Annotated in this window: 23 protein-coding genes and 1 other annotated feature; of the genes, 12 read left to right on the forward strand and 11 right to left on the reverse strand. The window is 53.7% G+C overall.

What is annotated here, in order from left to right; all coding sequences use genetic code 11:
- Window positions 1–30: 30 nt before the first annotated feature.
- The 3 genes from yddG to WFO64_RS04615 form a co-directional block, all read right to left on the reverse strand.
- Window positions 31–921: an aromatic amino acid DMT transporter YddG gene (gene yddG / locus WFO64_RS04605; protein ID WP_337009325.1), complete on the reverse strand. Its 891-nt coding sequence runs from the start codon at window positions 919–921 to the stop codon at window positions 31–33.
- 60 nt (window positions 922–981) lie between these two features.
- Entirely contained in the window at window positions 982–1,806 is an 825-nt protein-coding gene (nadE, locus tag WFO64_RS04610) for an ammonia-dependent NAD(+) synthetase (protein ID WP_337009327.1), read from the reverse strand.
- Between the two features lie 118 nt (window positions 1,807–1,924).
- Window positions 1,925–3,127 carry a multidrug effflux MFS transporter gene (locus WFO64_RS04615; RefSeq protein ID WP_337009329.1) on the reverse strand — a complete coding sequence of 401 codons (1,203 nt, stop codon included), beginning with the start codon at window positions 3,125–3,127 and terminating at the stop codon, window positions 1,925–1,927.
- A 302-nt stretch (window positions 3,128–3,429) separates the two neighbouring features.
- Between WFO64_RS04615 and osmE the strand changes: the two genes are divergently transcribed.
- Window positions 3,430–3,765, forward strand: coding sequence for an osmotically-inducible lipoprotein OsmE (osmE, locus tag WFO64_RS04620; protein WP_010245718.1), 336 nt, complete (start codon window positions 3,430–3,432; stop codon window positions 3,763–3,765).
- 61 nt (window positions 3,766–3,826) lie between these two features.
- Here osmE and WFO64_RS04625 read toward each other — a convergent pair whose 3' ends face one another.
- The 6 genes from WFO64_RS04625 to hxpB all read right to left on the reverse strand — a co-directional run bounded on the left by WFO64_RS04625 (window position 3,827) and on the right by hxpB (window position 9,138).
- The gene (locus WFO64_RS04625) at window positions 3,827–4,219 is read right to left on the reverse strand and encodes a DUF6515 family protein (RefSeq protein WP_337009331.1); all 393 of its coding nucleotides are present in this window, start codon (window positions 4,217–4,219) and stop codon (window positions 3,827–3,829) included.
- A gap of 186 nt (window positions 4,220–4,405) precedes the next feature.
- Entirely contained in the window at window positions 4,406–5,797 is a 1,392-nt protein-coding gene (locus tag WFO64_RS04630; RefSeq protein WP_337009333.1) for an L-cystine transporter, read from the reverse strand.
- 151 nt (window positions 5,798–5,948) lie between these two features.
- Entirely contained in the window at window positions 5,949–6,539 is a 591-nt protein-coding gene (locus tag WFO64_RS04635) for a metal-dependent hydrolase (protein ID WP_337009334.1), read from the reverse strand.
- Between the two features lie 140 nt (window positions 6,540–6,679).
- On the reverse strand, window positions 6,680–7,441 hold the full coding sequence (gene kduD, locus WFO64_RS04640) for a 2-dehydro-3-deoxy-D-gluconate 5-dehydrogenase KduD (RefSeq protein ID WP_337009336.1): 762 nt from the start codon (window positions 7,439–7,441) through the stop codon (window positions 6,680–6,682).
- A 16-nt stretch (window positions 7,442–7,457) separates the two neighbouring features.
- Window positions 7,458–8,294, reverse strand: coding sequence for a 5-dehydro-4-deoxy-D-glucuronate isomerase (gene kduI / locus WFO64_RS04645; protein ID WP_337009337.1), 837 nt, complete (start codon window positions 8,292–8,294; stop codon window positions 7,458–7,460).
- A 175-nt stretch (window positions 8,295–8,469) separates the two neighbouring features.
- Complete coding sequence (hxpB, locus tag WFO64_RS04650) at window positions 8,470–9,138, reverse strand: hexitol phosphatase HxpB (RefSeq protein WP_337009338.1); 669 nt, start codon at window positions 9,136–9,138, stop codon at window positions 8,470–8,472.
- 146 nt (window positions 9,139–9,284) lie between these two features.
- Between hxpB and WFO64_RS04655 the strand changes: the two genes are divergently transcribed.
- Window positions 9,285–9,821, forward strand: a complete 537-nt coding sequence (locus tag WFO64_RS04655; RefSeq protein WP_337009339.1) for a YniB family protein — start codon at window positions 9,285–9,287, stop codon at window positions 9,819–9,821.
- 12 nt (window positions 9,822–9,833) lie between these two features.
- Here the strand turns inward: WFO64_RS04655 and WFO64_RS04660 are convergent, their stop codons facing one another.
- Complete coding sequence (locus WFO64_RS04660) at window positions 9,834–10,727, reverse strand: fructosamine kinase family protein (protein WP_337009340.1); 894 nt, start codon at window positions 10,725–10,727, stop codon at window positions 9,834–9,836.
- 79 nt (window positions 10,728–10,806) lie between these two features.
- Window positions 10,807–11,127: a type V toxin-antitoxin system endoribonuclease antitoxin GhoS gene (ghoS, locus tag WFO64_RS04665; protein WP_337009341.1), complete on the reverse strand. Its 321-nt coding sequence runs from the start codon at window positions 11,125–11,127 to the stop codon at window positions 10,807–10,809.
- Between the two features lie 349 nt (window positions 11,128–11,476).
- Between ghoS and WFO64_RS04670 the strand changes: the two genes are divergently transcribed.
- The 10 genes from WFO64_RS04670 to btuC all read left to right on the forward strand — a co-directional run bounded on the left by WFO64_RS04670 (window position 11,477) and on the right by btuC (window position 20,837).
- Complete coding sequence (locus WFO64_RS04670) at window positions 11,477–12,238, forward strand: DUF481 domain-containing protein (RefSeq protein ID WP_337009342.1); 762 nt, start codon at window positions 11,477–11,479, stop codon at window positions 12,236–12,238.
- A gap of 246 nt (window positions 12,239–12,484) precedes the next feature.
- Entirely contained in the window at window positions 12,485–14,413 is a 1,929-nt protein-coding gene (thrS, locus tag WFO64_RS04675) for a threonine--tRNA ligase (protein ID WP_337009343.1), read from the forward strand.
- 3 nt (window positions 14,414–14,416) lie between these two features.
- Window positions 14,417–14,968 (forward strand): translation initiation factor IF-3, encoded by a 552-nt coding sequence (gene infC / locus WFO64_RS04680; protein WP_033732471.1) that lies wholly within the window; start codon window positions 14,417–14,419, stop codon window positions 14,966–14,968.
- Between the two features lie 100 nt (window positions 14,969–15,068).
- The gene (gene rpmI, locus WFO64_RS04685) at window positions 15,069–15,266 is read left to right on the forward strand and encodes a 50S ribosomal protein L35 (protein ID WP_004157374.1); all 198 of its coding nucleotides are present in this window, start codon (window positions 15,069–15,071) and stop codon (window positions 15,264–15,266) included.
- 44 nt (window positions 15,267–15,310) lie between these two features.
- The gene (gene rplT / locus WFO64_RS04690) at window positions 15,311–15,667 is read left to right on the forward strand and encodes a 50S ribosomal protein L20 (RefSeq protein WP_003853267.1); all 357 of its coding nucleotides are present in this window, start codon (window positions 15,311–15,313) and stop codon (window positions 15,665–15,667) included.
- Between the two features lie 117 nt (window positions 15,668–15,784).
- Window positions 15,785–15,910 (forward strand) — a sequence feature (Phe leader region).
- Window positions 15,790–15,834 (forward strand): pheST operon leader peptide PheM, encoded by a 45-nt coding sequence (gene pheM / locus WFO64_RS04695; protein WP_106120997.1) that lies wholly within the window; start codon window positions 15,790–15,792, stop codon window positions 15,832–15,834. Its footprint overlaps the feature before it by 45 nt.
- A gap of 71 nt (window positions 15,911–15,981) precedes the next feature.
- Window positions 15,982–16,965 (forward strand): phenylalanine--tRNA ligase subunit alpha, encoded by a 984-nt coding sequence (pheS, locus tag WFO64_RS04700; protein WP_337009344.1) that lies wholly within the window; start codon window positions 15,982–15,984, stop codon window positions 16,963–16,965.
- 14 nt (window positions 16,966–16,979) lie between these two features.
- Window positions 16,980–19,367, forward strand: coding sequence for a phenylalanine--tRNA ligase subunit beta (pheT, locus tag WFO64_RS04705; RefSeq protein WP_337009345.1), 2,388 nt, complete (start codon window positions 16,980–16,982; stop codon window positions 19,365–19,367).
- 4 nt (window positions 19,368–19,371) lie between these two features.
- The gene (gene ihfA, locus WFO64_RS04710; RefSeq protein WP_003853259.1) at window positions 19,372–19,674 is read left to right on the forward strand and encodes an integration host factor subunit alpha; all 303 of its coding nucleotides are present in this window, start codon (window positions 19,372–19,374) and stop codon (window positions 19,672–19,674) included.
- 179 nt (window positions 19,675–19,853) lie between these two features.
- Window positions 19,854–20,837 carry a vitamin B12 ABC transporter permease BtuC gene (gene btuC, locus WFO64_RS04715; RefSeq protein WP_337009346.1) on the forward strand — a complete coding sequence of 328 codons (984 nt, stop codon included), beginning with the start codon at window positions 19,854–19,856 and terminating at the stop codon, window positions 20,835–20,837.
- Window position 20,838: the final 1 nt, after the last annotated feature.

Consider the following 20,838-nt stretch of genomic DNA (forward strand, 5'->3'; position numbering starts at 1 on the left):
AGGCAGGCGAAATGATCGCCAGCCGTCTGATTACAGAGACCTTGTTGCCCGCCAGCAGATTAGCGAGCCCAGGGTGATCATCGCCACGCCCTGCCAAAAGGCCAGCGGCGGCGTCAGGCCGAGCCACAGCGATCCCAGCAGGGCCGACAGCACTGGCGTAAAGTAGGAGGCGGTGGCCAGTAGCGTCAGATTGCCCTGCTGAATCCCGTGATTCCAGGCGGAATAGGCGATGGCGGTGGATAGTCCGACAAACAGCACCTCCAGCAGTGGCACCCGCGCAAAGGTCATCGGCACAGAATTATCGCTGAAGGCATATTTAAGCCATAGCGCCAGCGCGGTCAGGATAAAAAACAGCGTGACGCCGCTGGAACCCCGGGCACAGCGGCGGGTAAGGTTGTTATAGAGCGCCCAGGTCAGGGCGGCAATAAAGGCAAGCGCATAGGCGGTGGGGTTACGCAGTATATTCTGCCCGATCAGCGCAGGTGATCCGTTGCCGCTGCCTTTCATCACCCAGACGATCCCGAGCAGAGATAACAGCAGTCCTGACCACAGCCACACACGGAAACGCTGCTGATTGAGTGGGATCGCCAGCACGATGGTCAGGCAGGGCCAGAGATAGTTGATCATCCCCAGCTCCAGCGACTGGCTGCGATCGCTGGCCAGCCCGATAGCCAGCGCCAGACAGATTTCATAGCCAACAAAGAGTGCGCCGCCCAGCCATAGGTAGATTGTGGGCATCGCGCGGGGGTTGGGCAGGCCGCGGGTCAGGCAGAGCAGACACGCCGTGGTGGTGTAGATCAGCGCCGCGCCGCCGGTAGCGCCAAAGGTTTCACTGACGCTGCGCAGCAGGCCAACGGTGGTGCTCCAGAGAACAATGGCAATAAGCCCGATGAGGGTCGCGCGCGTAACGGTGGCAGACATGCAGTGATCAACAAGGTCAGTGAGAGAAGCCTCCCCTGCCGGGGCAAAGGAGGCGCAGGATTACTTCCAGAAGTCGTCGAATACTGTGATCGGCGGACGACGTTTATGTTCGGTTTTCTGATACCAGCCTTCGATGATTCGGGCGCTGTCAGGATTGATACTTTTGCCTTCCAGGTAGTCATCAATCATCTCGTAGGTGACCCCCAACGCCACTTCATCCTGCAGGCCAGGACGATCATCTTCCAGATCGGCGGTGGGTTTTTTCAGATAGAGGTGTTCCGGGCAGCCAAGCTGTTTCAGCAATTGCTTGCCCTGGCGCTTGTTCAGGCGGAACAGAGGATTAATGTCAGTACCGCCATCACCATATTTAGTGAAGAAACCGGTGACCGCTTCGGCTGCGTGATCGGTGCCGACGACCACACCCTTGGTCATGCCGGCGATACTGTACTGCGCTTTCATTCGCTCACGAGCTTTTTCATTGCCGCGTATAAAATCGGAAAGGGTAATGCCCGCATCTTTCAGCGCGCGCTCACTGGCCAGTACCGATTCTTTGATGTTTACTACCAGCGAACGGTCTGGTCGGATAAAGGCCAGCGCGTCCTGGCAATCCTGCTCATCCGCCTGCACACCATAGGGCAGACGTACGGCAATAAAGGTGTAGTCGTTATCACCGCTCTCCTGGCGCAGTTCCGAGATCGCCCGCTGCGCCAGCGCGCCCGCCAGGGTTGAATCCTGACCGCCGCTGATCCCCAGCACCAGCGTTTTCAGCGCGCTGTGACGTTTCAGATAGGCTTTGAGAAAATCGATGCTGACGCGCACTTCCTGGTCGGCGTCGATAGTGGGCTTCACACCCAGTGCTTCAATAATTTCCTGCTGCAGTGACATGAACTTCTCCTCAGGTCAGTGGCCCGTCGGCTCAATGCGAACGTTTTAGTAAAGCTAACGTGCCTGAGCGAAAACAACAAGCCAAAGCGATAACTGATTACAGCTAAACGTTGCGAAATCAGTGAGTTTTTACCTGTGGCAGTGGTTTTTTCGCCAGTACGCTAAACATCAAAATCGCCGTCATAAAGCAGCCAAAAATGGTGGCACACATGCTCAGCACCGAGGTGCCGCCGATGCCGGTGATCGGCACGGTAATCGCACCCAGCGTGAACATAGTGACGCCAATCACCGCGGAAGCGCTGCCGGCGCGATGGCCCTGACTTTGCATCGCCAGTGACGAGGCGGTAGTGGCGATAACACCATTGCTGGCGATGGTAAAGAAGAGTGCTACCAGCAGCAGAGCTAAAGGTGCCTGAAGCAGCGCGGCCAGTAACAGCAGGCTGGAGGCGACAAAGGCCAGCGTCAGCCCGCCTTTCAGCACGCGATATTCCCCCCATAACGGACAGAGGCGGGCGCTGGTTTGCGAAGCAATGACCAGGCCAAACCCGTTTGCCGCAAAGCAGAAGCTAAAGGCCTGGGGAGAAAGACCATAGAGTTGTTGCAGCACGAACGGTGAGGCACCGATATAGGCGAACATGCCGGACATCATAAAGCCCTGGGTCAGGCAGAAGCCCATAAAGGGGCGGTGGGTTATCACCTGGCCTAATGCAGCGTAGGCGGACAAAATCGATCCTTTACTGCGACGTGCTTCGGGCAGGGTTTCATGCAGCTTCCAGCGCGCCAGCAGGATCAGCAAAATGGCAATACCGCCCAGCACCATAAAGATGCCACGCCAGTTTAAAATCGTCATCAGCATACCGCCCAGTACCGGTGCGCCGATCGGTGCCAGACCATTGACCAGCATTAGCAGCGCGAAGAATCGCGTCAGCTCGTGACCGCTGTACATATCGCGTGCAATCGCCCGTGACAGTACCGCGCCGCCCGCGCCTGCTAATCCTTCGAACAACCGCGCCAGCAGTAGCTGGTTAATATCCTGTGCCAGCGCACAGCCCATTGAAGCGATAAACAGCAAAATCAGTGACAGGGTCAGCGGGGGCAGGCGGCCGAACTTATCGCTCATCGGGCCAAAGAGCAACTGGCCAAAGCCCAGGCCCAACAGGCCAGCCGTCAGACTCAGCTGTGCAGTAGCGGTTTCGGTGTGCAAATCCTGTGCCATTTGTGGCAGTGCAGGCAGATAGAGGTCGATGCAGAGCGGGCCGAGTGCGGCCAGCAGGCCCAGCGTAATGGCGTAAACAAGGCGGTTGGAATGTGCAGGGGTCATTTATCCTCGGATTAGTCAGCGATGGGGTAAACAGAAAGTGAGTAAGGCTGTGAAGCACAGTGTCCGATAATGCGTCAGTCACAGCGATCTGTGCCTGCGACGATGTAAGAGCTATGTCGTAAAACGTGTCGTTATCGGGTTGCTGTTTTGCCGGGAAGTATACGTCTGCGTTGACAGCAAAACAGCCTTCTTTACCAAATTCTGACATTTGTCATCCCACTAATTGTTCCTCATAAACTTGATAAATCAGCATTTATGTTCCAGGCTTGTCTCCACACGGACAATAAATGAGGAACAACAAGATGAATAAAGTGATGGGATGTATCGCTGCGGCACTGACACTGGCTGCACTGTCTGGTTGTACGACTTACGATCGTGCGGAAAGCTACGTGACTAAGCCAGTTGTAAAGGATGTTAAAAAGGGTATGACCCGTGATCAGGTTCGTCAGATCGCCGGCACGCCTTCTACTGAAATCACCATGGTTCACGCGCGTGGCACTTGTCAGACTTACGTGCTGGGTCAGCGCGACGGTAAAGCTCAGACTTACTTCGTGAGCTATAACGACACGGGCCGTGTCATGAACTACGGCTTCCAGAGCTGTGCGGAATATGATACTGATCCGCAGGTTCAGCAGTAACCGTCTCCCTGAATAGCAAACGGCCCGTCATGATGACGGGCCGTTTTTCGTTGGGCGCTGATTACAATCCGGCCGGGCGCGGTACCTCAACATAATCGCCGTCTATCTGCCGCTGGTAGTAGTGTCCAGCCTGCACATAGAAGCGTTTGCCGTTAAAGTCGAGTACCCGCATTTCACTGCTGACCCGAGACTCTAAAGGCGGTTCTGCCACTACATACTCATCGCCATGACGCTGATAATAACTGCCGTTCAGCAGGTAATAGGTCAGTCCGCCTATCAGCACCGCGGTTGCGGCCTCGGGCAAAAAGCGCACCGGGCCGGGGCCGCCCCAGTGTGGCCCGGGTCCGCCATGTCGTCCCGATCCACCCGGTGGCCCCCAGTCGCCGGGGTGGGCGAAAGCCAGAGCTGGCATCAACAGCGCCAGCGTCAGAAGCGAGGCGATAATTTTTTTCATCAGGTGTTCTCCGCATAAGACTGGATGCAGAATTCGCTTTTTACCGGGTAAAGACAAGCACTAAAGCGGCGAATTTTCGCCTGTTTACCATGCTTAACACTTTCTTAACGGCGTCGCCATCATTGAGGGAGATTAGGGAGAAGAAGGGGGATCAACCTGGCGCGGATGCGCCAGGTATAACGGCGATTAGCGGTGTGCCAGTTCGACGTTGTCGTCGCTCTCCAGCACGCGTTTATCGGTCAGACCTAACCAGCGACTGGTTAGCGAACCTGCGGTCATGGAACCGTTAACGTTCAGTGCAGTACGCCCCATATCAATCAGTGGTTCAATCGAAATTAGCAGTGCCACCAGGGTGACTGGCAGCCCCATCGCAGGCAGTACAATCAGCGCGGCAAAGGTCGCACCACCGCCGACACCAGCAACGCCAGCCGAACTCAGCGTCACTATCCCGACTAGCGTCGCAATCCACAGCGGGTCAAACGGGTTGATGCCGACCGTTGGTGCAACCATCACTGCCAGCATGGTCGGATAGAGACCGGCACAGCCATTCTGGCCGATAGTGGCACCAAAGGAGGCTGAGAAGCTGGCAATCGATTCCGGCACGCCAAGACGACGGGTCTGGGTCTCGACGCTCAGCGGAATACTGGCCGCGCTAGAGCGACTGGTGAAGGCGAAGGTGATAACCGGCCACACTTTACGAAAGAAGCGCAACGGGTTGATGCCGTTCACCGATAGCAGCAGGGCATGGGCACCAAACATGATCGCCAGACCGAGGTAAGAAGCGACCACAAAGCTGCCCAGCTTAATGATGTCCTGCAGGTTAGAACCGGCAACGACTTTGGTCATCAGCGCCAGTACACCGTAGGGCGTCAGCTTCATTACTAAACGAACCAGCTTCATTACCCACAACTGCAGCGTATCGATCGCTACCAGCACGCGCTGCCCTTTAACTTCATCATCTTTCAGCAACTGCAGTGCAGCTACACCCAGGAAGGCGGCAAAAATCACCACGCTGATAATTGAGGTTGGATTAGCTCCGGTCAGATCGGCAAACGGGTTTTTCGGGATAAAGGAGAGCACCAGTTGTGGCACGCTCAGGTCAGACACTTTACCGACGTAGTTGCTCTGGATAGCACTGAGCCTCGCGGTCTCCTGCACGCCCTGTACCAGTCCTTCCGCGCTCAGACCAAACAGGCCAGTGACGAAAACACCTACCAGCGCCGAGAGAGCGGTGGTAAATAGCAGTACGCCAATGGTCAGTATGCTAATTTTCCCCAGCGATGAGGCGTTATGCAGACGGGCGACCGCGCTCAGAATGGAAACAAATACCAGCGGCATGACTACCATCTGCAGCAGTTGGACATAGCCATTACCGACGATGTTAAACCAGCTAATCGACTCTTTTACTACTGCGCTGTTTTCACCGTAGATCAACTGCAAAACCAGGCCGAACAGCACGCCAGTCACCAGACCGGTCAGCACTTTTTTCGACAGGCTCCAGTTCTGACGACTGAAGCGGGAGAGCAATACCAGCAGCACCACAAAAGCCACGATATTAAGTGTAAGAGGAAGGTTCATGCTGAAACTCCAGAGTAATGCGGCCTTCCATCTGGGGAAGGCCGCATAATGTTAATCACGAATTAAGACAGCGGGAATGGTAACAGCAGGCGGAGAGGGGGCCTTATATCCAAATGGTATGTTTTATAACTTAATGGCGCCTTACGCTGTTTTATTGCGCATTATGACTGGAAATCAATCTCCCTACGCCATTTTGTAGCGTATCAAACAGTTGAGACGGCCAGCCATTGGCACCAAAAGAGGGCATTCCCACCGGAAACCACAACGCATATCCCACCAATCCCAGACACAGTGCCCGCTCAAGTTGGTTGCCTTTCTGGCTGCGCAGAATCGGCAGGCGGAAGCGCCACCGGCAAGGCCATAGCAGCGGAACTCCGGCTGGCGTCAGCATATCGGCCACAATATGGCTGAGATAGCCCAGCGTCAGACCCTGCAGAACATCAGCAGGTATTGGCGACGATTGGGGCAGGTTTACCTGAAAAAGCCACAAACCGGCGGCGACCGCCAGCAAACTGTGGGTAAAGCCCCGATGGCCGAATGCACGCGCAATAGGATGAGAGATCCAGCGCAATCGCTGTCCCAGCAGAGATTTAGGGTGATCGATGTCGGGCAATAGACATGTCAGTAGGGCTGAGGGAACAAGATGCCACCAGTCGGCCTGCGCCAGCACCGGTGTTAGCTCAGCACGCTTAGCAAAAATAGCGCTGGCAATGGCAAAAATGATGTGGCCTTCGCCCGTCATGATAGGACCTGGTTACAAAGAAAACTGTCGATGCATCCAGTATAGGGATTTATCCAGTAAATGAGAACATGTGACGCTGTAACGAAGCATGAATTTTATTAACAGGGCGGACAGCGATCAACCACTGTCCGCCAGAACGATTAACGCGCCAGCCAGCCACCATCCACGGCCAGGGTGTAACCATTGATATAGTCAGACGCGGAAGAAGCCAGAAAGACCACAGGACCCATCATGTCATCAGGCACGCCCCAGCGTCCGGCTGGAATACGGCCGAGGATCTCTTCACTGCGGGCCTCATCATTGCGAAGCTGTTCAGTATTGTTGGTGGCCATGTAGCCGGGGGCAATGGCATTGACGTTAATGCCATGTTTTGCCCACTCGTTGGCCATCAGACGAGTCAGTCCCATCACGGCACTTTTCGACGCCGTATAAGAGGGCACCCGAATACCACCCTGAAAGGAAAGCATGGAGGCGATATTAATGATCTTGCCGCCGTTACCCTGCGCGATAAACTGTCGGGCAACCTGCTGAGACAGGAAAAACAGGCTCTTGCTATTGAGATTCATCACGTCATCCCAGTCCTGCTCGCTGAAATTCAGTGCGTCCTCACGCCGGATTATTCCGGCATTGTTAACCAGAATGTCTATTTTACCTGCAGCAGCCAGCGCCTGTTCAACCACAGAGGCCACCACACTAGTCTGCATCAGATTGGCCTGCACTGGCCAGAAGCGGCGACCCAGCGCCTCAACTTTGCATTGAGTATCCTCCGGGCCATCACGGTTAACGCCGACGATATCACAGCCCGCCTGAGCCAGACCCAGCGCCATGCCTTGCCCTAAACCGGTGTTACACCCAGTCACCAGCGCCACTTTTCCTTCCAGGTTAAACGTATTGAGTACCATGATATTTCTCCTCTGCTCAGCGCAGTTCACTGATTTTGACGTGGTCCATGTCATCAAAGACCTGATTCTCACCCACCATGCCCCAGATAAAGGTGTAACGCTGTGTGCCGACACCGGCGTGAATTGACCAGCTGGGTGAGATGACCGCCTGCTCGTTGTGTACCAGCAGATGGCGGGTTTGCTGTGGTTTTCCCATCATGTGGAAGACGGTGCTCTCTTCACTCATATCGAAGTAGAAGTAGACTTCCATGCGGCGTTCGTGGGTGTGGCAGGGCATGGTGTTCCACAGGCTACCTTCATCCAGTCGGGTTAAGCCCATGGTGAGCTGGCAGGTGGGCAACACATCCGGCACGATGAATTTGTTAATGGTGCGTCGATTAGAGGTTGCGGCATCTCCCAGCGTCGCGGTGGCCGCCTCCTGCAGTGTGATCTTTTTGTCCGGGAAGGTGCTGTGTGCTGGCGCACTGTTGTAATAAAATTTTGCGGGCTGCGCCGGGTTCAGACTGTGGAACAGCAGGTTGCGCGCACCTTTGCCGATGTAGAGCGCTTCTTCGTGCCCTATTTCCCACGGTTTACTGTCAACCTCTACCAGACCCGGACCACCAATATTGATCATACCCAGCTCACGGCGTTCGAGAAAATAAGTGACGCCCAGCTGTTTTCCCATCTCATCACCGAGAGTGACCGGGTTATTCACCGGCATAACGCCGCCAATGATAATACGGTCGATATGGCTGTAAGTCAGGGTGTAATTATCGGGGGTAAAGATATTTTCAATCAGGAACTCGCGGCGCAATGCGTCAGTATCAAGTCGTTTAGCGTGCTCGCTATGAATGCTTTGGCGAACGTCCATCTCAGGCCTCTCTGCAGAACAGGTTATTCATGCCCCGAATGGGGAACGCTTTGGGCATATTAGGCAGAGCGGGAGGGGAATTCAATAAAAATGAAACGTTGTTTTACTTTTTTGTGGCCAGATCAAGCAACAGGTGCAAGGGGAAGAAAATAGCCCGCTGTGGGCGGGCTGTTTATTATCCCTGTAGATGCTGCAGGCCGAGCTGTGTCAGATTGTCCAGCCGGACATCCGCCAACGCCCAGCGGGGATCGTCACGGTGTTCAGCGGCGGGCACCACAATAGATCGCATACGCGCAGCTTTGGTGGCGATCATGCCGTTAAACGAATCTTCCAGCGTGACACAGTGGAGTGGATCAATCGCCAGGCTGGCGGCAGCGTTGAGATAGACCTGCGGATGGGGCTTGCTGTAGGGCAGGGCTTCTGCTGAAGCCAGTACATCGAAATAGGTGCGCAGATTGAAAATCTCCAGCACCTGTTCCAGCATCATTAGCGGCGATGCTGAAGCAAGGCCGATTTTCACCCCCTGATCCCGGCACAGTTGGAGCGCCGTTTTGACGCCTGGCAGCAGTGGCCGCGTCTGATCGACCAGCGTCATGGCACGCTTAATAATGCGCTCGGTGACCTCTTGCTGAGAGGGGCCCTGCCAGGGCAGCGTTTCGTACCACATCCGCACAGTCTGATCGATACGCAGACCCAGGGTGTCGGGCATTTCACTGCGACGTGAAAGGTCTACATCCAGCGTTGAAAAGATATCCAGCTCAGCCTGATTCCACAGAGGTTCGGAATCGATCAGTAAGCCATCCATATCAAACAGGGCGGCAAGGACAGGACGGTGATAGGGCATCAGGGGGGCTCCTTATAAAGTGGTTTTTACCTTAACATGATTCTCTGCAGGCTTACTCTCTGCCCGACCAGTCACGCTTTATTTGGGAAATTTCACGGTTGGCAGGTAGACTGACGACAAATTGGATTCCGGGTTCAGGAGATATTATGACCTATCAACAGGCTGGCCGTATTGCCATCCTTAAACGCGTGGCGGGCTGGGTGCTCTTTTTAGTGGCGCTGTTGTCGACCATTATTTCGGTATTAAGCTTTATGTTTAAGCACAGCGAGAAGCAGCCAGGCATTGATGCTGTCATGCTCGATTTCGTCCATGTCATCGTCGATATGCTTCGCTTCAACACGCCGTTCCTGAATGTCTTCTGGCATAACTCGCCGGTACCGGAATTTAACGGTCAGATGAACCTGGGTTTCTGGCTGATCTACATTCTGATTTTTGTCGGGCTGGCGCTGGAGTCGTCAGGCGCGCGGATGGGACGTCAGTCGCGTCACGTTAAAGAGGGCATTGAAGATCAGATGATTCTGGAACAGGCAAAGGGCAGTGAAGGGCGCAGCCGTCAGCAACTGGAAGAGAAGGTGCGCGTACCTCGCCACACCATCTTCCTGCAGGTCTTCCCGCTCTATATCCTGCCGGTCGTGATTGCGATAGCCGGTTATTTTGCACTGTCGCTGCTGAGCTTTATCTGACAGCCATCTCGGTCAGGCCGGTCTGGCCTGACTCGTGCCGAGCGCATCCTCATCCAGCAACTGGCCGATGGCGAACTGTGCATCGCCAGGCCAGTGCCCGCCAAATACGTTAGCCCGGTTCAGCAGATAGTAGAGCTGGTAGACCGGAAGGCGCTGCGAAAAACCATCCGGTAGCGGCCACACAGCCTGATAACCGTCGTAAATCTGGCGAGGCAGATTGGGAAACCAACTCAGCATCGCTAAATCGCATTCGCGGTCGCCCCAATAGCAGGCGGGATCGAACAGCCAGGGGCCGCTGTCACTGCTGGCGCAGTTAGCCGGCCAGAGATCACCATGCAGCAGCGACGGTTGCGGATGGTGTGATGCGAGTACCCGCTGCACAGAGGCGACGATCAGTTCAGTATCCCCATATTGAATCCCCTTTTCCGCCGCCAGCTGTAGCTGCCAGCCGATGCGCTGTTCGGCGAAAAAAACTGACCAGCGTCGCAGCCAGCTGTTGGGTTGGGGCGTCGTGGTGATGTTATTGTCAAAATCGAGGCCGAACTGTGTCTGTTCGCTCCACTGGTGCAGCTGCGCCAGCTGCTGACCCAGCTGATACGCACTCTGCTCATCAAGCGGTTGTGGCCTGATATACTCCAGCAGCAGAAAGCTCTCCTCGCGATGATGACCCACACCATACACTTTCGGCACCCGAACCGTGCCGGTGCGTGCCAGCAAGGCAAGTTGATCGGCTTCCCAGGTAAAGAGCGACAGCATCTCGCGGCTGTTACTTTTGACGAAGATGTCGTGGTCGCCGTAGCGGATATGCCAGGTGGGATGAATATCACCACCCGCAAGGGCGTGACGTTGAGTGATTTCGGCGTTGCCTAATTGCTCGCTTAACAGACGACTAATGGCTGACCACATAGGGCTATCCTCGTTATTCGCTGCGGAAGTCCGATTGTAATGGGTAAATATTCACCAAAAACCAGCGTAATTGCACCACTTATTCTGGCGCTGAGGGAGTGGCGCGATGATCGGCGATGTCGCGCAGATACTCTTCGAAGGTTATGACAGTCACATTGGGCTTCTGACCCAGAGCACTTTCACCGGCAACGGTGACCTGTTGTCGTAAGTCCTCAGCCTCCAGCGTGCTAACAATGCCATAACTGTTCGTGCCCAGTTCATGTGGGTGACCGTTGTCGTCAACCAGGGTGGTGGTGAAACCTGCGGCGGTCATCGCGCTGGTCAGTTCCAGGATATCACTTAATCCCGATTCCTGATAATCAAAGGTCACGATATAGCGGGTTAAGGTATTGTTGCTCATGAGGCACCTCCGGGGAAGAGAAACTGAACTGAGCGTAGACCATGGTGAAAAATCATGCGAATTATGAAGGGGATGCTGCATGTCTGACGTGAGATACAGCGTAAATCCGTGTCAGGAGCCAGTGCCGTCGCTAAAAATCTTCTGCCCTTGTATCTGGCTTTTCGGCCGGGCAGCACTATAATGCGCGACGTTAATAAGATGAGTCCCAATTAACATGGGTTGCCAGGTTGATTACAGGCATTTAGTGTAAGTTAATATTTTTTTACAAAACTTACCGTAAATTGCATTGAATGCCCGGCAAAACACTTCAGACTCTCCGTTTTTTAAACAGTCGCACGGATCACATTTAATGAAAGCCTACAACAAGCTGTCTGCTGTTCTTTTGCTCTCCGCCGGAGCTTTTTGTCACCAGGCACTGGCCGATAACGCCGTATTTACTTCAATGGATGACCCTTCCACGGCTAAAAAGCCGTTCGAAGGTTCTGCTGCTGCGGGATATCTGGCGCAAACCGGCAACACCACCAGTTCATCAATGACAGCTCAGACCAATATGACCTGGTATCAGTCATCTATGGCTTACAGCTTGTGGGGTAATGCAGCTAACACCTCGTCAAACGATGAGCGCTCTTCTGAGACTTACAATATCGGTGGTCGTTCACGTTACAATGTCAGCGCGTATGACTACCTCTTTGGACAGGCGAGCTGGTTAAGCGATCGTTTCAACGGTTACGATTCACGGGACGTGCTGACTGCCGGTTACGGTCGTCAGTTTCTGAATGGTCCAGTGCACTCACTGCGTGCGGAATTTGGTCCGGGTGTGCGTTATGACGATTATCACGCTGGCGGTCATCAGACTAAAGCGCTGGGCTATGGTGCAGTCAGCTATCAATGGCAGTTGACCGACACTACAAAATTTATTCAGGGCGTGTCAGTGCTGAGCAGCTTCGGAGAAGACACCACGGTGAACTCCGAGACCGGTCTGCAGGTGGCTATCAACAGCCATTTCGCGCTGAAACTGGCTTACAATGTTACCTGGAATAACAATCCGCCTGAGTCGGCTCCGGATCGTACCGATACCAAAACGTCAATCATGCTCTCTTACGCGATGTAAGCGTTTTTTTGCCTGTGATCTACCCGGCGGCCTGACATTGCGTCAGGCCGTTTTTTTTTATTCTCTCCATGGCTTAGCGAAAAGGGGATGGTTTTTCTCGGCGGGGAAAACTGCTATCATCTGCTCCGCACTGCAATCCTGGCGACATTCCGACAATGTGGGTCTGATATCACGCCAGGTCACTAATTTTACATTACGTTGCACGTAGGCTTTCGTGTGGCTTACCACTGCAAATAAGGATATGAAATGCCTGTAATTACGCTTCCTGATGGCAGCCAGCGCGCGTTTGACCGCCCTGTCAGTGTGATGGATATTGCGCTGGACATCGGTCCTGGTCTGGCGAAAGCCTGTATCGCTGGCCGCGTTAATGGTGAACTGGTTGACGCGGTCGATCCCATCACTGAAGACGCCGCCGTGGCGATCATCACCGCTAAAGATGAAGCGGGTCTGGAAATCATCCGTCACTCCTGTGCGCACCTGTTAGGGCATGCGATTAAACAGCTGTGGCCGGATACTAAAATGGCGATTGGCCCGGTTATTGATAACGGCTTCTATTATGATGTCGACATCGATCATACTCTGACCCAGGAAGATATCGACCTGCTGGAAAAACGCATGCATCAGTTGGCTGAAACCAACTACGATGTGGTGAAGAAGAAAGTCAGCTGGCAGGAAGCACGCGACGTCTTTGCGGCGCGCGGCGAAATTTACAAAACCACCATTCTTGATGAAAATATCAGCCATGACGATAAGCCTGGCCTGTATCATCACCAGGAATATATCGACATGTGCCGCGGTCCGCACGTGCCGAACATGCGGTTCTGCCATCATTTTAAACTGCAGAAGATCTCTGGCGCCTACTGGCGCGGCGACAGCAGCAACAAAATGCTGCAGCGTATTTATGGCACCGCATGGGCAGACAAAAAGCAACTGGCAGCGTATCTGCAGCGTCTGGAAGAGGCGGCGAAGCGTGATCATCGTAAGATCGGTAAGCAGTTGGATCTCTATCATATGCAGGAAGAAGCACCAGGCATGGTCTTCTGGCATAATGACGGATGGACCGTCTTCCGCGAGCTGGAAGTGTTTGTCCGCAGCAAGCTAAAAGAGTACCAGTATCAGGAAGTTAAAGGTCCCTTCATGATGGATCGCGTCCTGTGGGAAAAAACCGGGCACTGGGAAAACTACAAAGAAGCGATGTTCACCACCTCATCTGAGAATCGTGAATATTGCATCAAACCGATGAACTGTCCGGGGCATGTTCAGATCTTTAATCAGGGTCTGAAATCCTACCGTGACCTGCCGCTGCGTATGGCTGAGTTCGGCAGCTGTCACCGTAATGAGCCATCAGGTGCGCTGCATGGTCTGATGCGCGTACGTGGCTTTACGCAGGATGATGCTCACGTCTTCTGTACTGAAGAGCAGGTGCGTGATGAAGTGAACAGCTGTATTCGCATGGTTTATGACATGTACAGCACCTTCGGCTTTGAAAAAATTGTGGTGAAGTTATCCACCCGTCCTGAAAAGCGCATCGGTACAGATGAAATGTGGGATCGCGCCGAGGAAGATCTGGCCGCCGCGCTGAACGAAAACAGTATTGAGTTTGAGTTCCAGCCAGGCGAAGGCGCGTTTTACGGCCCTAAAATTGAGTTCACTTTGTATGATTGTCTTGATCGCGCATGGCAGTGCGGAACCGTTCAGCTAGACTTCTCCCTGCCAAAACGCCTTGAAGCAACCTACGTGGGTGAAAACAATGATCGTCAGACGCCAGTGATGATTCACCGTGCGATTCTGGGATCAATGGAACGTTTCATCGGTATTCTGACCGAAGAATTTGCCGGTTTCTTTCCAACCTGGCTGGCACCGCTGCAAGTCGTGGTAATGAATATTACCGATGGACAAGCAGAATATGTTGAGTCTTTGACGCGTAAGCTGCAGAATGCTGGCATTCGTGTGAAGGCAGACTTGAGAAATGAGAAGATAGGCTTTAAAATCCGCGAGCACACATTACGTCGCGTCCCTTATATGTTGGTCTGCGGTGATAAAGAGGTGGAATCTGGCAAAGTTGCCGTTCGCACCCGCCGTGGTAAAGACCTTGGGTCGATGGATGTCGATGTGTTTGTTGAGAAATTGCAACAAGAGGTTCGCAGCCGAAATCTTCACCAATTGGAGGAATAAAGTATTAAAGGCGGAAAACGAGTATTACCGACGCGTCCGAACAAAATCAACAGTGAAATCCGCGCAACTGAAGTGCGCTTAACAGGCATGGATGGCGAGCCGATTGGCATTGTTACATTACGCGAAGCTTTGGAAAAAGCCGAGGAAGCGGGTGGCGACTTAGTCGAGATCAGCCCGAATGCCGAACCGCCGGTCTGCCGCATCATGGATTACGGCAAGTTCCTCTATGAAAAAAGCAAATCTTCTAAGGAACAGAAGAAAAAGCAAAAAGTTATTCAGGTTAAGGAAATCAAATTCCGTCCTGGAACCGATGATGGCGACTATCAGGTCAAACTACGCAACCTGATTCGCTTTCTGGAAGATGGCGATAAAGCTAAAATCACTCTCCGTTTCCGCGGTCGTGAGATGGCGCACCAGCAGATCGGTATGGAAGTGCTTAACCGCGTCCGTAAAGATCTGTGTGAAGATCTGGATTTGGCCATTGTCGAATCCTTCCCTTCGAAGATCGAAGGCCGCCAGATGATCATGGTGCTCGCTCCTAAGAAGAAACAGTAGGCTTTCAAGTAGCAATTGCCGCGCAGCGTTCGCGCTGTGCGGTTATCTGTTCGCCTGTCTGGGTCATGTTATTAACAATGCGAAGTGGATATTTATTAAAATGCCAAAGATTAAAACTGTACGTGGCGCGGCTAAGCGCTTCAAGAAGACCGCTTCTGGCGGCTTCAAGCGTAAACACGCAAACCTGCGTCATATTCTGACTAAAAAATCTACTAAGCGTAAACGTCACCTGCGCCCTAAAGGCATGGTGTCAAAAGGCGATCTGGGTCTGGTTATTGCCTGCCTGCCGTACGCATAAGTAAAATTTTTTCATTAATTCAGAATATTAAACAGGAGAGCTAAATGGCTCGTGTAAAACGTGGTGTAGTTGCTCGCGCACGTCACAAAAAAATCTTAAAACAAGCTAAAGGCTATTACGGTGCACGTTCACGTGTCTACCGTGTTGCCTTCCAGGCTGTTATCAAAGCTGGTCAGTATGCTTACCGTGACCGTCGTCAACGTAAGCGTCAGTTCCGTCAGCTGTGGATCGCGCGTATTAACGCAGCGGCGCGTCAGAACGGCATGTCTTACAGCCGTTTCATCAATGGTCTGAAAAAAGCAGCCATTGAGATTGACCGTAAGATCCTGGCAGACATCGCGGTATTCGACAAAGTGGCATTCTCTGCACTGGTCGAAAAAGCGAAATCAGCCCTGGCGTAAGTCAGATGGAAAAGGGAGCTTGCTCCCTTTTTTATTGCCCGTAACTTACGCAAAAGATTGACATTTTCTTCGCTGAGCATTTCAATAGTACCCCTGTATAGCATGACAAGGTAACCGCAAGCATGAATGCTGCTATTTTCCGTTTCTTTTTTTACTTTAGCGCCTGACATCCGGGGGCTTTTGCGCATAAGAGAAGAAACGAAAAATCGCGCTGAAAGCCTCCCTCGTGGAGGCTTTTTTGTTTCTGGCGCTAACATATTGGACCGGCAGGTCCCAACGAGAACTGACCAGCCTGACTGGAAAAAGAGGAAACTATGTCCCAACTCGCAGAACTGGTGGCCAGCGCCACGGCGGCCATCGACGGGGCGACGGATATCGCCGCCCTTGACGCGGTGCGCGTCGAATATCTGGGTAAGAAAGGACATCTGACACTGCAGATGACCACATTACGTGAGCTGCCAGCAGAAGATCGCCCTGCAGCGGGGGCGGTAATCAACGAAGCGAAACAGCAGGTCACCGAGCGCCTCAATGCGCGCAAAGAGGCTTTGGAAGCCGCGGCGCTGAATGCCCGTCTGGCTGAAGAGACCATTGATGTCTCTCTGCCAGGCCGTCGCATTGAGAACGGTGGCCTGCATCCGGTTACCCGCACCATGGATCGTATTGAGACGTTCTTTGGTGAGTTAGGCTTTGGTGTAGTGACCGGGCCAGAAATTGAAGATGATTACCATAACTTCGATGCGCTAAATATCCCTGCCCACCATCCGGCGCGTGCCGATCACGACACCTTTTGGTTCGACGCCACGCGTCTGCTGCGTACCCAGACCTCTGGCGTGCAGATCCGGACCATGCAGGCTCAGCAGCCGCCCATTCGCATTATTGCGCCGGGTCGCGTCTACCGTAACGATTACGATCAGACACACACGCCAATGTTTCATCAGATGGAAGGGCTGATTGTTGATAAAAACATCAGCTTTACCAACCTGAAAGGCACGCTGCACGATTTCCTGAACAACTTCTTCGAAGAAGATTTGCAGATTCGTTTCCGTCCCTCCTATTTCCCGTTTACTGAGCCCTCTGCAGAAGTGGACGTCATGGGTAAAAACGGCAAGTGGCTGGAAGTGCTGGGTTGCGGCATGGTTCACCCTAACGTGCTGCGCAACGTCGGCATCGACCCGGAAGTTTACTCCGGTTTCGCCTTTGGTATGGGTATGGAGCGTCTGACCATGTTGCGCTACGGTGTCACCGATCTGCGTGCCTTCTTTGAAAATGATTTACGTTTCCTCAAACAATTTAAGTAAGGGCAGGATATCCAATGAAATTCAGTGAACTCTGGTTACGCGAATGGGTAAATCCAGCCCTGGACAGCGCCGCACTGTCTGAACAAATCACCATGGCTGGTCTGGAAGTGGACGGTATTGACGCCGTTGCTGGTGCATTCCACGGCGTCGTGGTAGGGGAAGTGGTAGAGTGCGGTCAGCACCCTAATGCAGACAAGCTGCGAGTGACTAAAATCAACGTGGGTGGCGATCGCCTGCTGGATATCGTCTGTGGCGCACCCAACTGCCGCCAGGGACTCAAAGTCGCCGTCGCCACCGTAGGCGCAGTGCTGCCCGGTGATTTCAAAATCAAAGCGGCAAAACTGCGTGGTGAGCCGTCTGAAGGGATGCTTTGCTCTTTCTCCGAACTGGGGATTTCAGACGACCATAACGGCATCATCGAACTGCCCGCCGATGCGCCAGTTGGCACCGACATTCGCGCCTGGCTGCAGCTGGATGACAACACCATTGAAATCAGCGTCACGCCCAACCGTGCTGACTGCCTGGGTCTGATCGGTATCGCCCGCGATGTCGCGGTGCTCAACGGTTTGCCATTGAACGTGCCGGATATGCAACCTGTCGCAGCTAAGCTAAATGACACTTTCCCGATTCAGGTTGACGCCACGGATGCCTGTCCGCGCTATCTGGGCCGTGTAGTAAAAGGGGTCAACGTTGTTGCTGCCACACCATTATGGATGAAAGAGAAGCTGCGTCGATGTGGTATTCGCTCAATTGATCCGGTGGTCGATATCACTAACTATGTTCTGCTGGAGCTGGGTCAGCCGATGCACGCCTTCGACCTCGACCGTATTAACGGCGGTATTGTGGTTCGGATGGCGACAGAGGGCGAAAAGCTCAAGCTGCTGGATGGCACGGAAGCGACCCTGCAAAGTGACACGTTAGTAATCGCCGATCATCAGAACGCGCTGGCGATGGCCGGTATATTTGGTGGTGAACATTCGGGCGTGAACAGCGAAACACAGAACATCCTGTTCGAATGCGCTTACTTTGATCCGCTTTCCATCACCGGTCGTGCGCGTCGTCATGGTCTGCATACTGACGCGTCTCATCGCTACGAACGTGGCGTTGACCCGGCACTGCAACACACGGCGCTGGAACGTGCTACCCAGCTGCTGCTGTCAATCTGCGGCGGTGAAGCGGGTCCGATCATTGATAAAACTCATCAGGCTGCGTTGCCTGTACCGGCGACCATTACGCTGCGTCGTGAAAAGCTGGACCGTCTGATTGGTCATGTGATTGCGGATGAGCAGGTCACTGACATTTTGACGCGCCTCGGCTGTGAAGTGACTGTGGGTGAAGGGCGATGGCAGGCAATCGCCCCGAGCTGGCGCTTCGATATGGCGATTGAGGAAGATCTGGTTGAAGAAGTGGCCCGTATCTACGGCTACAACAATATTCCGGATGTGCCAGTTCAGGCGGGTCTGGTCATGACCCGGCACCGCGAAGCAAATCTGTCGCTAAAGCGTGCTAAAAACCTGCTGGTGGATAAAGGTTATCAGGAAGCGATTACCTATAGCTTCGTCGATCCGAAAATCCAGCAGCTGCTGCACCCGGGTGAAGAGGCGCTGTTGCTGCCAAGCCCAATTTCCAGCGATATGTCGACCATGCGTCTTTCACTCTGGACCGGCCTGCTTAGCGCGGTAGTCTACAACCAGAACCGTCAGCAGAGCCGCGTGCGCCTGTTTGAGAGTGGGTTACGCTTTGTGCCGGATACCCAGGCTGATTTAGGCATCCGTCAGGATCTTATGCTGGCTGGCGTCATCAGCGGCAATCGCGTTGAAGAGCACTGGGATCTGGCGCGTCAGACAGTTGACTTCTATGATTTGAAAGGCGATTTAGAGTCGCTGCTCGATTTAACCGGCAAACTGGATGACATCCGCTTCCGTGCCGAATCAAACCTGGCGTTGCATCCAGGACAAAGCGCGGCGATTTATTTGCATGATGAACGGATCGGATTTATCGGCGTGGTTCATCCTGAGCTGGAACGTAAGCTTGATCTCAATGGCCGCACCTTAGTCTTTGAACTGCTTTGGAATAAGGTCGCAGACCGCGTCCTGCCTGACGCGCGCGAGATTTCTCGCTTCCCGGCAAACCGCCGTGATATTGCTGTTGTTGTGGCTGAAAACGTCCCTGCAGCAGATATCATCGCGGAGTGTAAGAAAGTTGGCGTAAATCAGGTAGTTGGCGTAAACTTGTTTGACGTGTACCGCGGTAAGGGCGTTTCTGAGGGCTACAAGAGCCTCGCAATCAGCCTGATTTTGCAGGATACCAGCCGGACACTCGAAGAAGAGGAGATTGCCGCGACCGTTGGCAAATGCGTTGCGGCATTAAAAGAGCGATTCCAGGCAACCTTGAGGGATTGAACCTATGGCGCTTACAAAAGCTGAGATGTCAGAGTACCTGTTTGAGAAACTTGGGCTGAGCAAACGCGATGCCAAAGAGTTAGTAGAGCTGTTTTTCGAAGAGGTACGTCGCGCTTTGGAAAATGGAGAACAGGTAAAACTGTCTGGGTTTGGTAATTTTGACCTGCGTGACAAAAACCAGCGTCCTGGCAGAAACCCGAAAACGGGTGAAGATATTCCGATTACTGCGCGTCGCGTAGTAACGTTCCGCCCAGGACAGAAGCTGAAAAGCCGCGTAGAGAACGCTACACCCAAAGAGACTGACTGAATTTCAGCGTTTCAAAAAGGCCGCGCAAGCGGCCTTTTTTCATGGTTTCAATGCACATTCTTCCCGCCCGCCATGTCAGTGAATTCGCTAACCAGCACAACGCAAACCCACGCATCAGCCTTTCTTTTTTCTGTAATCCCTCTACAATCAAATCTCTGTTTTCTCAGCTAATCCTGCTTATGTCACTGCTCGACCCGCTCGCGCACCAGGCCGATCAACGCGGTCAGAAATGGCTTATTGCATTAGCATTTATACTGTTTGCGCTGCTCTGTCTCAGCCTCTGTGCCGGAGACAGCTGGATCGCGCCCTCACACTGGTTCACGGAGAGTGGCAGACTCTTTGTCTGGCAGTTGCGGCTGCCCCGAAGCCTGGCGGTGGTGCTGGTCGGTGCGTCACTGGCGGTGTGCGGTGTTGTGATGCAGGCGCTGTTTACTAATCCGCTAGCGGAGCCTGGCCTGCTCGGCGTCTCAAACGGTGCCGGTATCGGCCTGGTACTCGGCATGTTGCTGGGCAGCGGCTCGCTGTGGAGCCTCGGGCTGGCCGCAATGGCCGGTGCGCTGATCATTACGCTTATCCTGCTGCATTTTGCCCATCGTCAGCTTTCGGTGACCCGGCTGTTGCTCACCGGCGTGGCGCTGGGGATTATCTGTAGTGCCATCATGACCTGGGCGGTCTATTTCAGCACCAGCCTCGATCTGCGCCAGCTGATGTACTGGATGATGGGGGGATTCAGCGGGATTGACTGGCGCTATGGCTGGATGATGCTGGCACTGCTACCGGTGATGCTGGCCTTGGGTGTGACCGGGCAGATTCTCAATCTGCTGGCGCTGGGAGAGACATCCGCCCGTCAGCTCGGGCTGTCTCTCTTCTACTGGCGTAATCTGCTGGTGCTGGCCATGGGCTGGCTGGTGGGCATCAGTGTAGCGATGGCCGGTGCTATTGGCTTTGTCGGACTGGTGATCCCGCATCTGCTGCGTCTGAGCGGCATCAGCGATCACCGTTATTTGCTGCCGGCATCGGCGCTGGCTGGCGCAGGGGTGCTATTAGCGGCGGATATCGTGGCGCGTCTGGCGTTGACGTCGGCAGAATTACCGATAGGCGTTGTGACGGCGACACTGGGCGCACCGCTGTTTATTATTTTACTGGTGAAATCTTCGCGCTAGC

This window comes from Pantoea sp. AS142, assembly GCF_037152305.1.
Classification (GTDB): Bacteria; Pseudomonadota; Gammaproteobacteria; order Enterobacterales; family Enterobacteriaceae; genus Pantoea.

What these genes read in the sequence shown, in the direction of transcription:
- pheT (WP_337009345.1), top strand. Translation starts at nt 16,980, where the DNA reads ATGAAATTCAGTGAACTCTGGTTACGCGAATGGGTAAATCCAGCCCTG.
- thrS (WP_337009343.1), top strand. Translation starts at nt 12,485, where the DNA reads ATGCCTGTAATTACGCTTCCTGATGGCAGCCAGCGCGCGTTTGACCGC.
- kduI (WP_337009337.1), bottom strand. Translation starts at nt 8,294, where the DNA reads ATGGACGTTCGCCAAAGCATTCATAGCGAGCACGCTAAACGACTTGAT.
- ihfA (WP_003853259.1), top strand. Translation starts at nt 19,372, where the DNA reads ATGGCGCTTACAAAAGCTGAGATGTCAGAGTACCTGTTTGAGAAACTT.
- WFO64_RS04655 (WP_337009339.1), top strand. Translation starts at nt 9,285, where the DNA reads ATGACCTATCAACAGGCTGGCCGTATTGCCATCCTTAAACGCGTGGCG.
- WFO64_RS04660 (WP_337009340.1), bottom strand. Translation starts at nt 10,727, where the DNA reads ATGTGGTCAGCCATTAGTCGTCTGTTAAGCGAGCAATTAGGCAACGCC.
- WFO64_RS04635 (WP_337009334.1), bottom strand. Translation starts at nt 6,539, where the DNA reads ATGACGGGCGAAGGCCACATCATTTTTGCCATTGCCAGCGCTATTTTT.
- pheS (WP_337009344.1), top strand. Translation starts at nt 15,982, where the DNA reads ATGTCCCAACTCGCAGAACTGGTGGCCAGCGCCACGGCGGCCATCGAC.
- WFO64_RS04625 (WP_337009331.1), bottom strand. Translation starts at nt 4,219, where the DNA reads ATGAAAAAAATTATCGCCTCGCTTCTGACGCTGGCGCTGTTGATGCCA.
- rpmI (WP_004157374.1), top strand. Translation starts at nt 15,069, where the DNA reads ATGCCAAAGATTAAAACTGTACGTGGCGCGGCTAAGCGCTTCAAGAAG.
- WFO64_RS04630 (WP_337009333.1), bottom strand. Translation starts at nt 5,797, where the DNA reads ATGAACCTTCCTCTTACACTTAATATCGTGGCTTTTGTGGTGCTGCTG.
- WFO64_RS04670 (WP_337009342.1), top strand. Translation starts at nt 11,477, where the DNA reads ATGAAAGCCTACAACAAGCTGTCTGCTGTTCTTTTGCTCTCCGCCGGA.
- ghoS (WP_337009341.1), bottom strand. Translation starts at nt 11,127, where the DNA reads ATGAGCAACAATACCTTAACCCGCTATATCGTGACCTTTGATTATCAG.
- btuC (WP_337009346.1), top strand. Translation starts at nt 19,854, where the DNA reads ATGTCACTGCTCGACCCGCTCGCGCACCAGGCCGATCAACGCGGTCAG.
- osmE (WP_010245718.1), top strand. Translation starts at nt 3,430, where the DNA reads ATGAATAAAGTGATGGGATGTATCGCTGCGGCACTGACACTGGCTGCA.
- nadE (WP_337009327.1), bottom strand. Translation starts at nt 1,806, where the DNA reads ATGTCACTGCAGCAGGAAATTATTGAAGCACTGGGTGTGAAGCCCACT.
- hxpB (WP_337009338.1), bottom strand. Translation starts at nt 9,138, where the DNA reads ATGCCCTATCACCGTCCTGTCCTTGCCGCCCTGTTTGATATGGATGGC.
- kduD (WP_337009336.1), bottom strand. Translation starts at nt 7,441, where the DNA reads ATGGTACTCAATACGTTTAACCTGGAAGGAAAAGTGGCGCTGGTGACT.
- rplT (WP_003853267.1), top strand. Translation starts at nt 15,311, where the DNA reads ATGGCTCGTGTAAAACGTGGTGTAGTTGCTCGCGCACGTCACAAAAAA.
- WFO64_RS04615 (WP_337009329.1), bottom strand. Translation starts at nt 3,127, where the DNA reads ATGACCCCTGCACATTCCAACCGCCTTGTTTACGCCATTACGCTGGGC.
- yddG (WP_337009325.1), bottom strand. Translation starts at nt 921, where the DNA reads ATGTCTGCCACCGTTACGCGCGCGACCCTCATCGGGCTTATTGCCATT.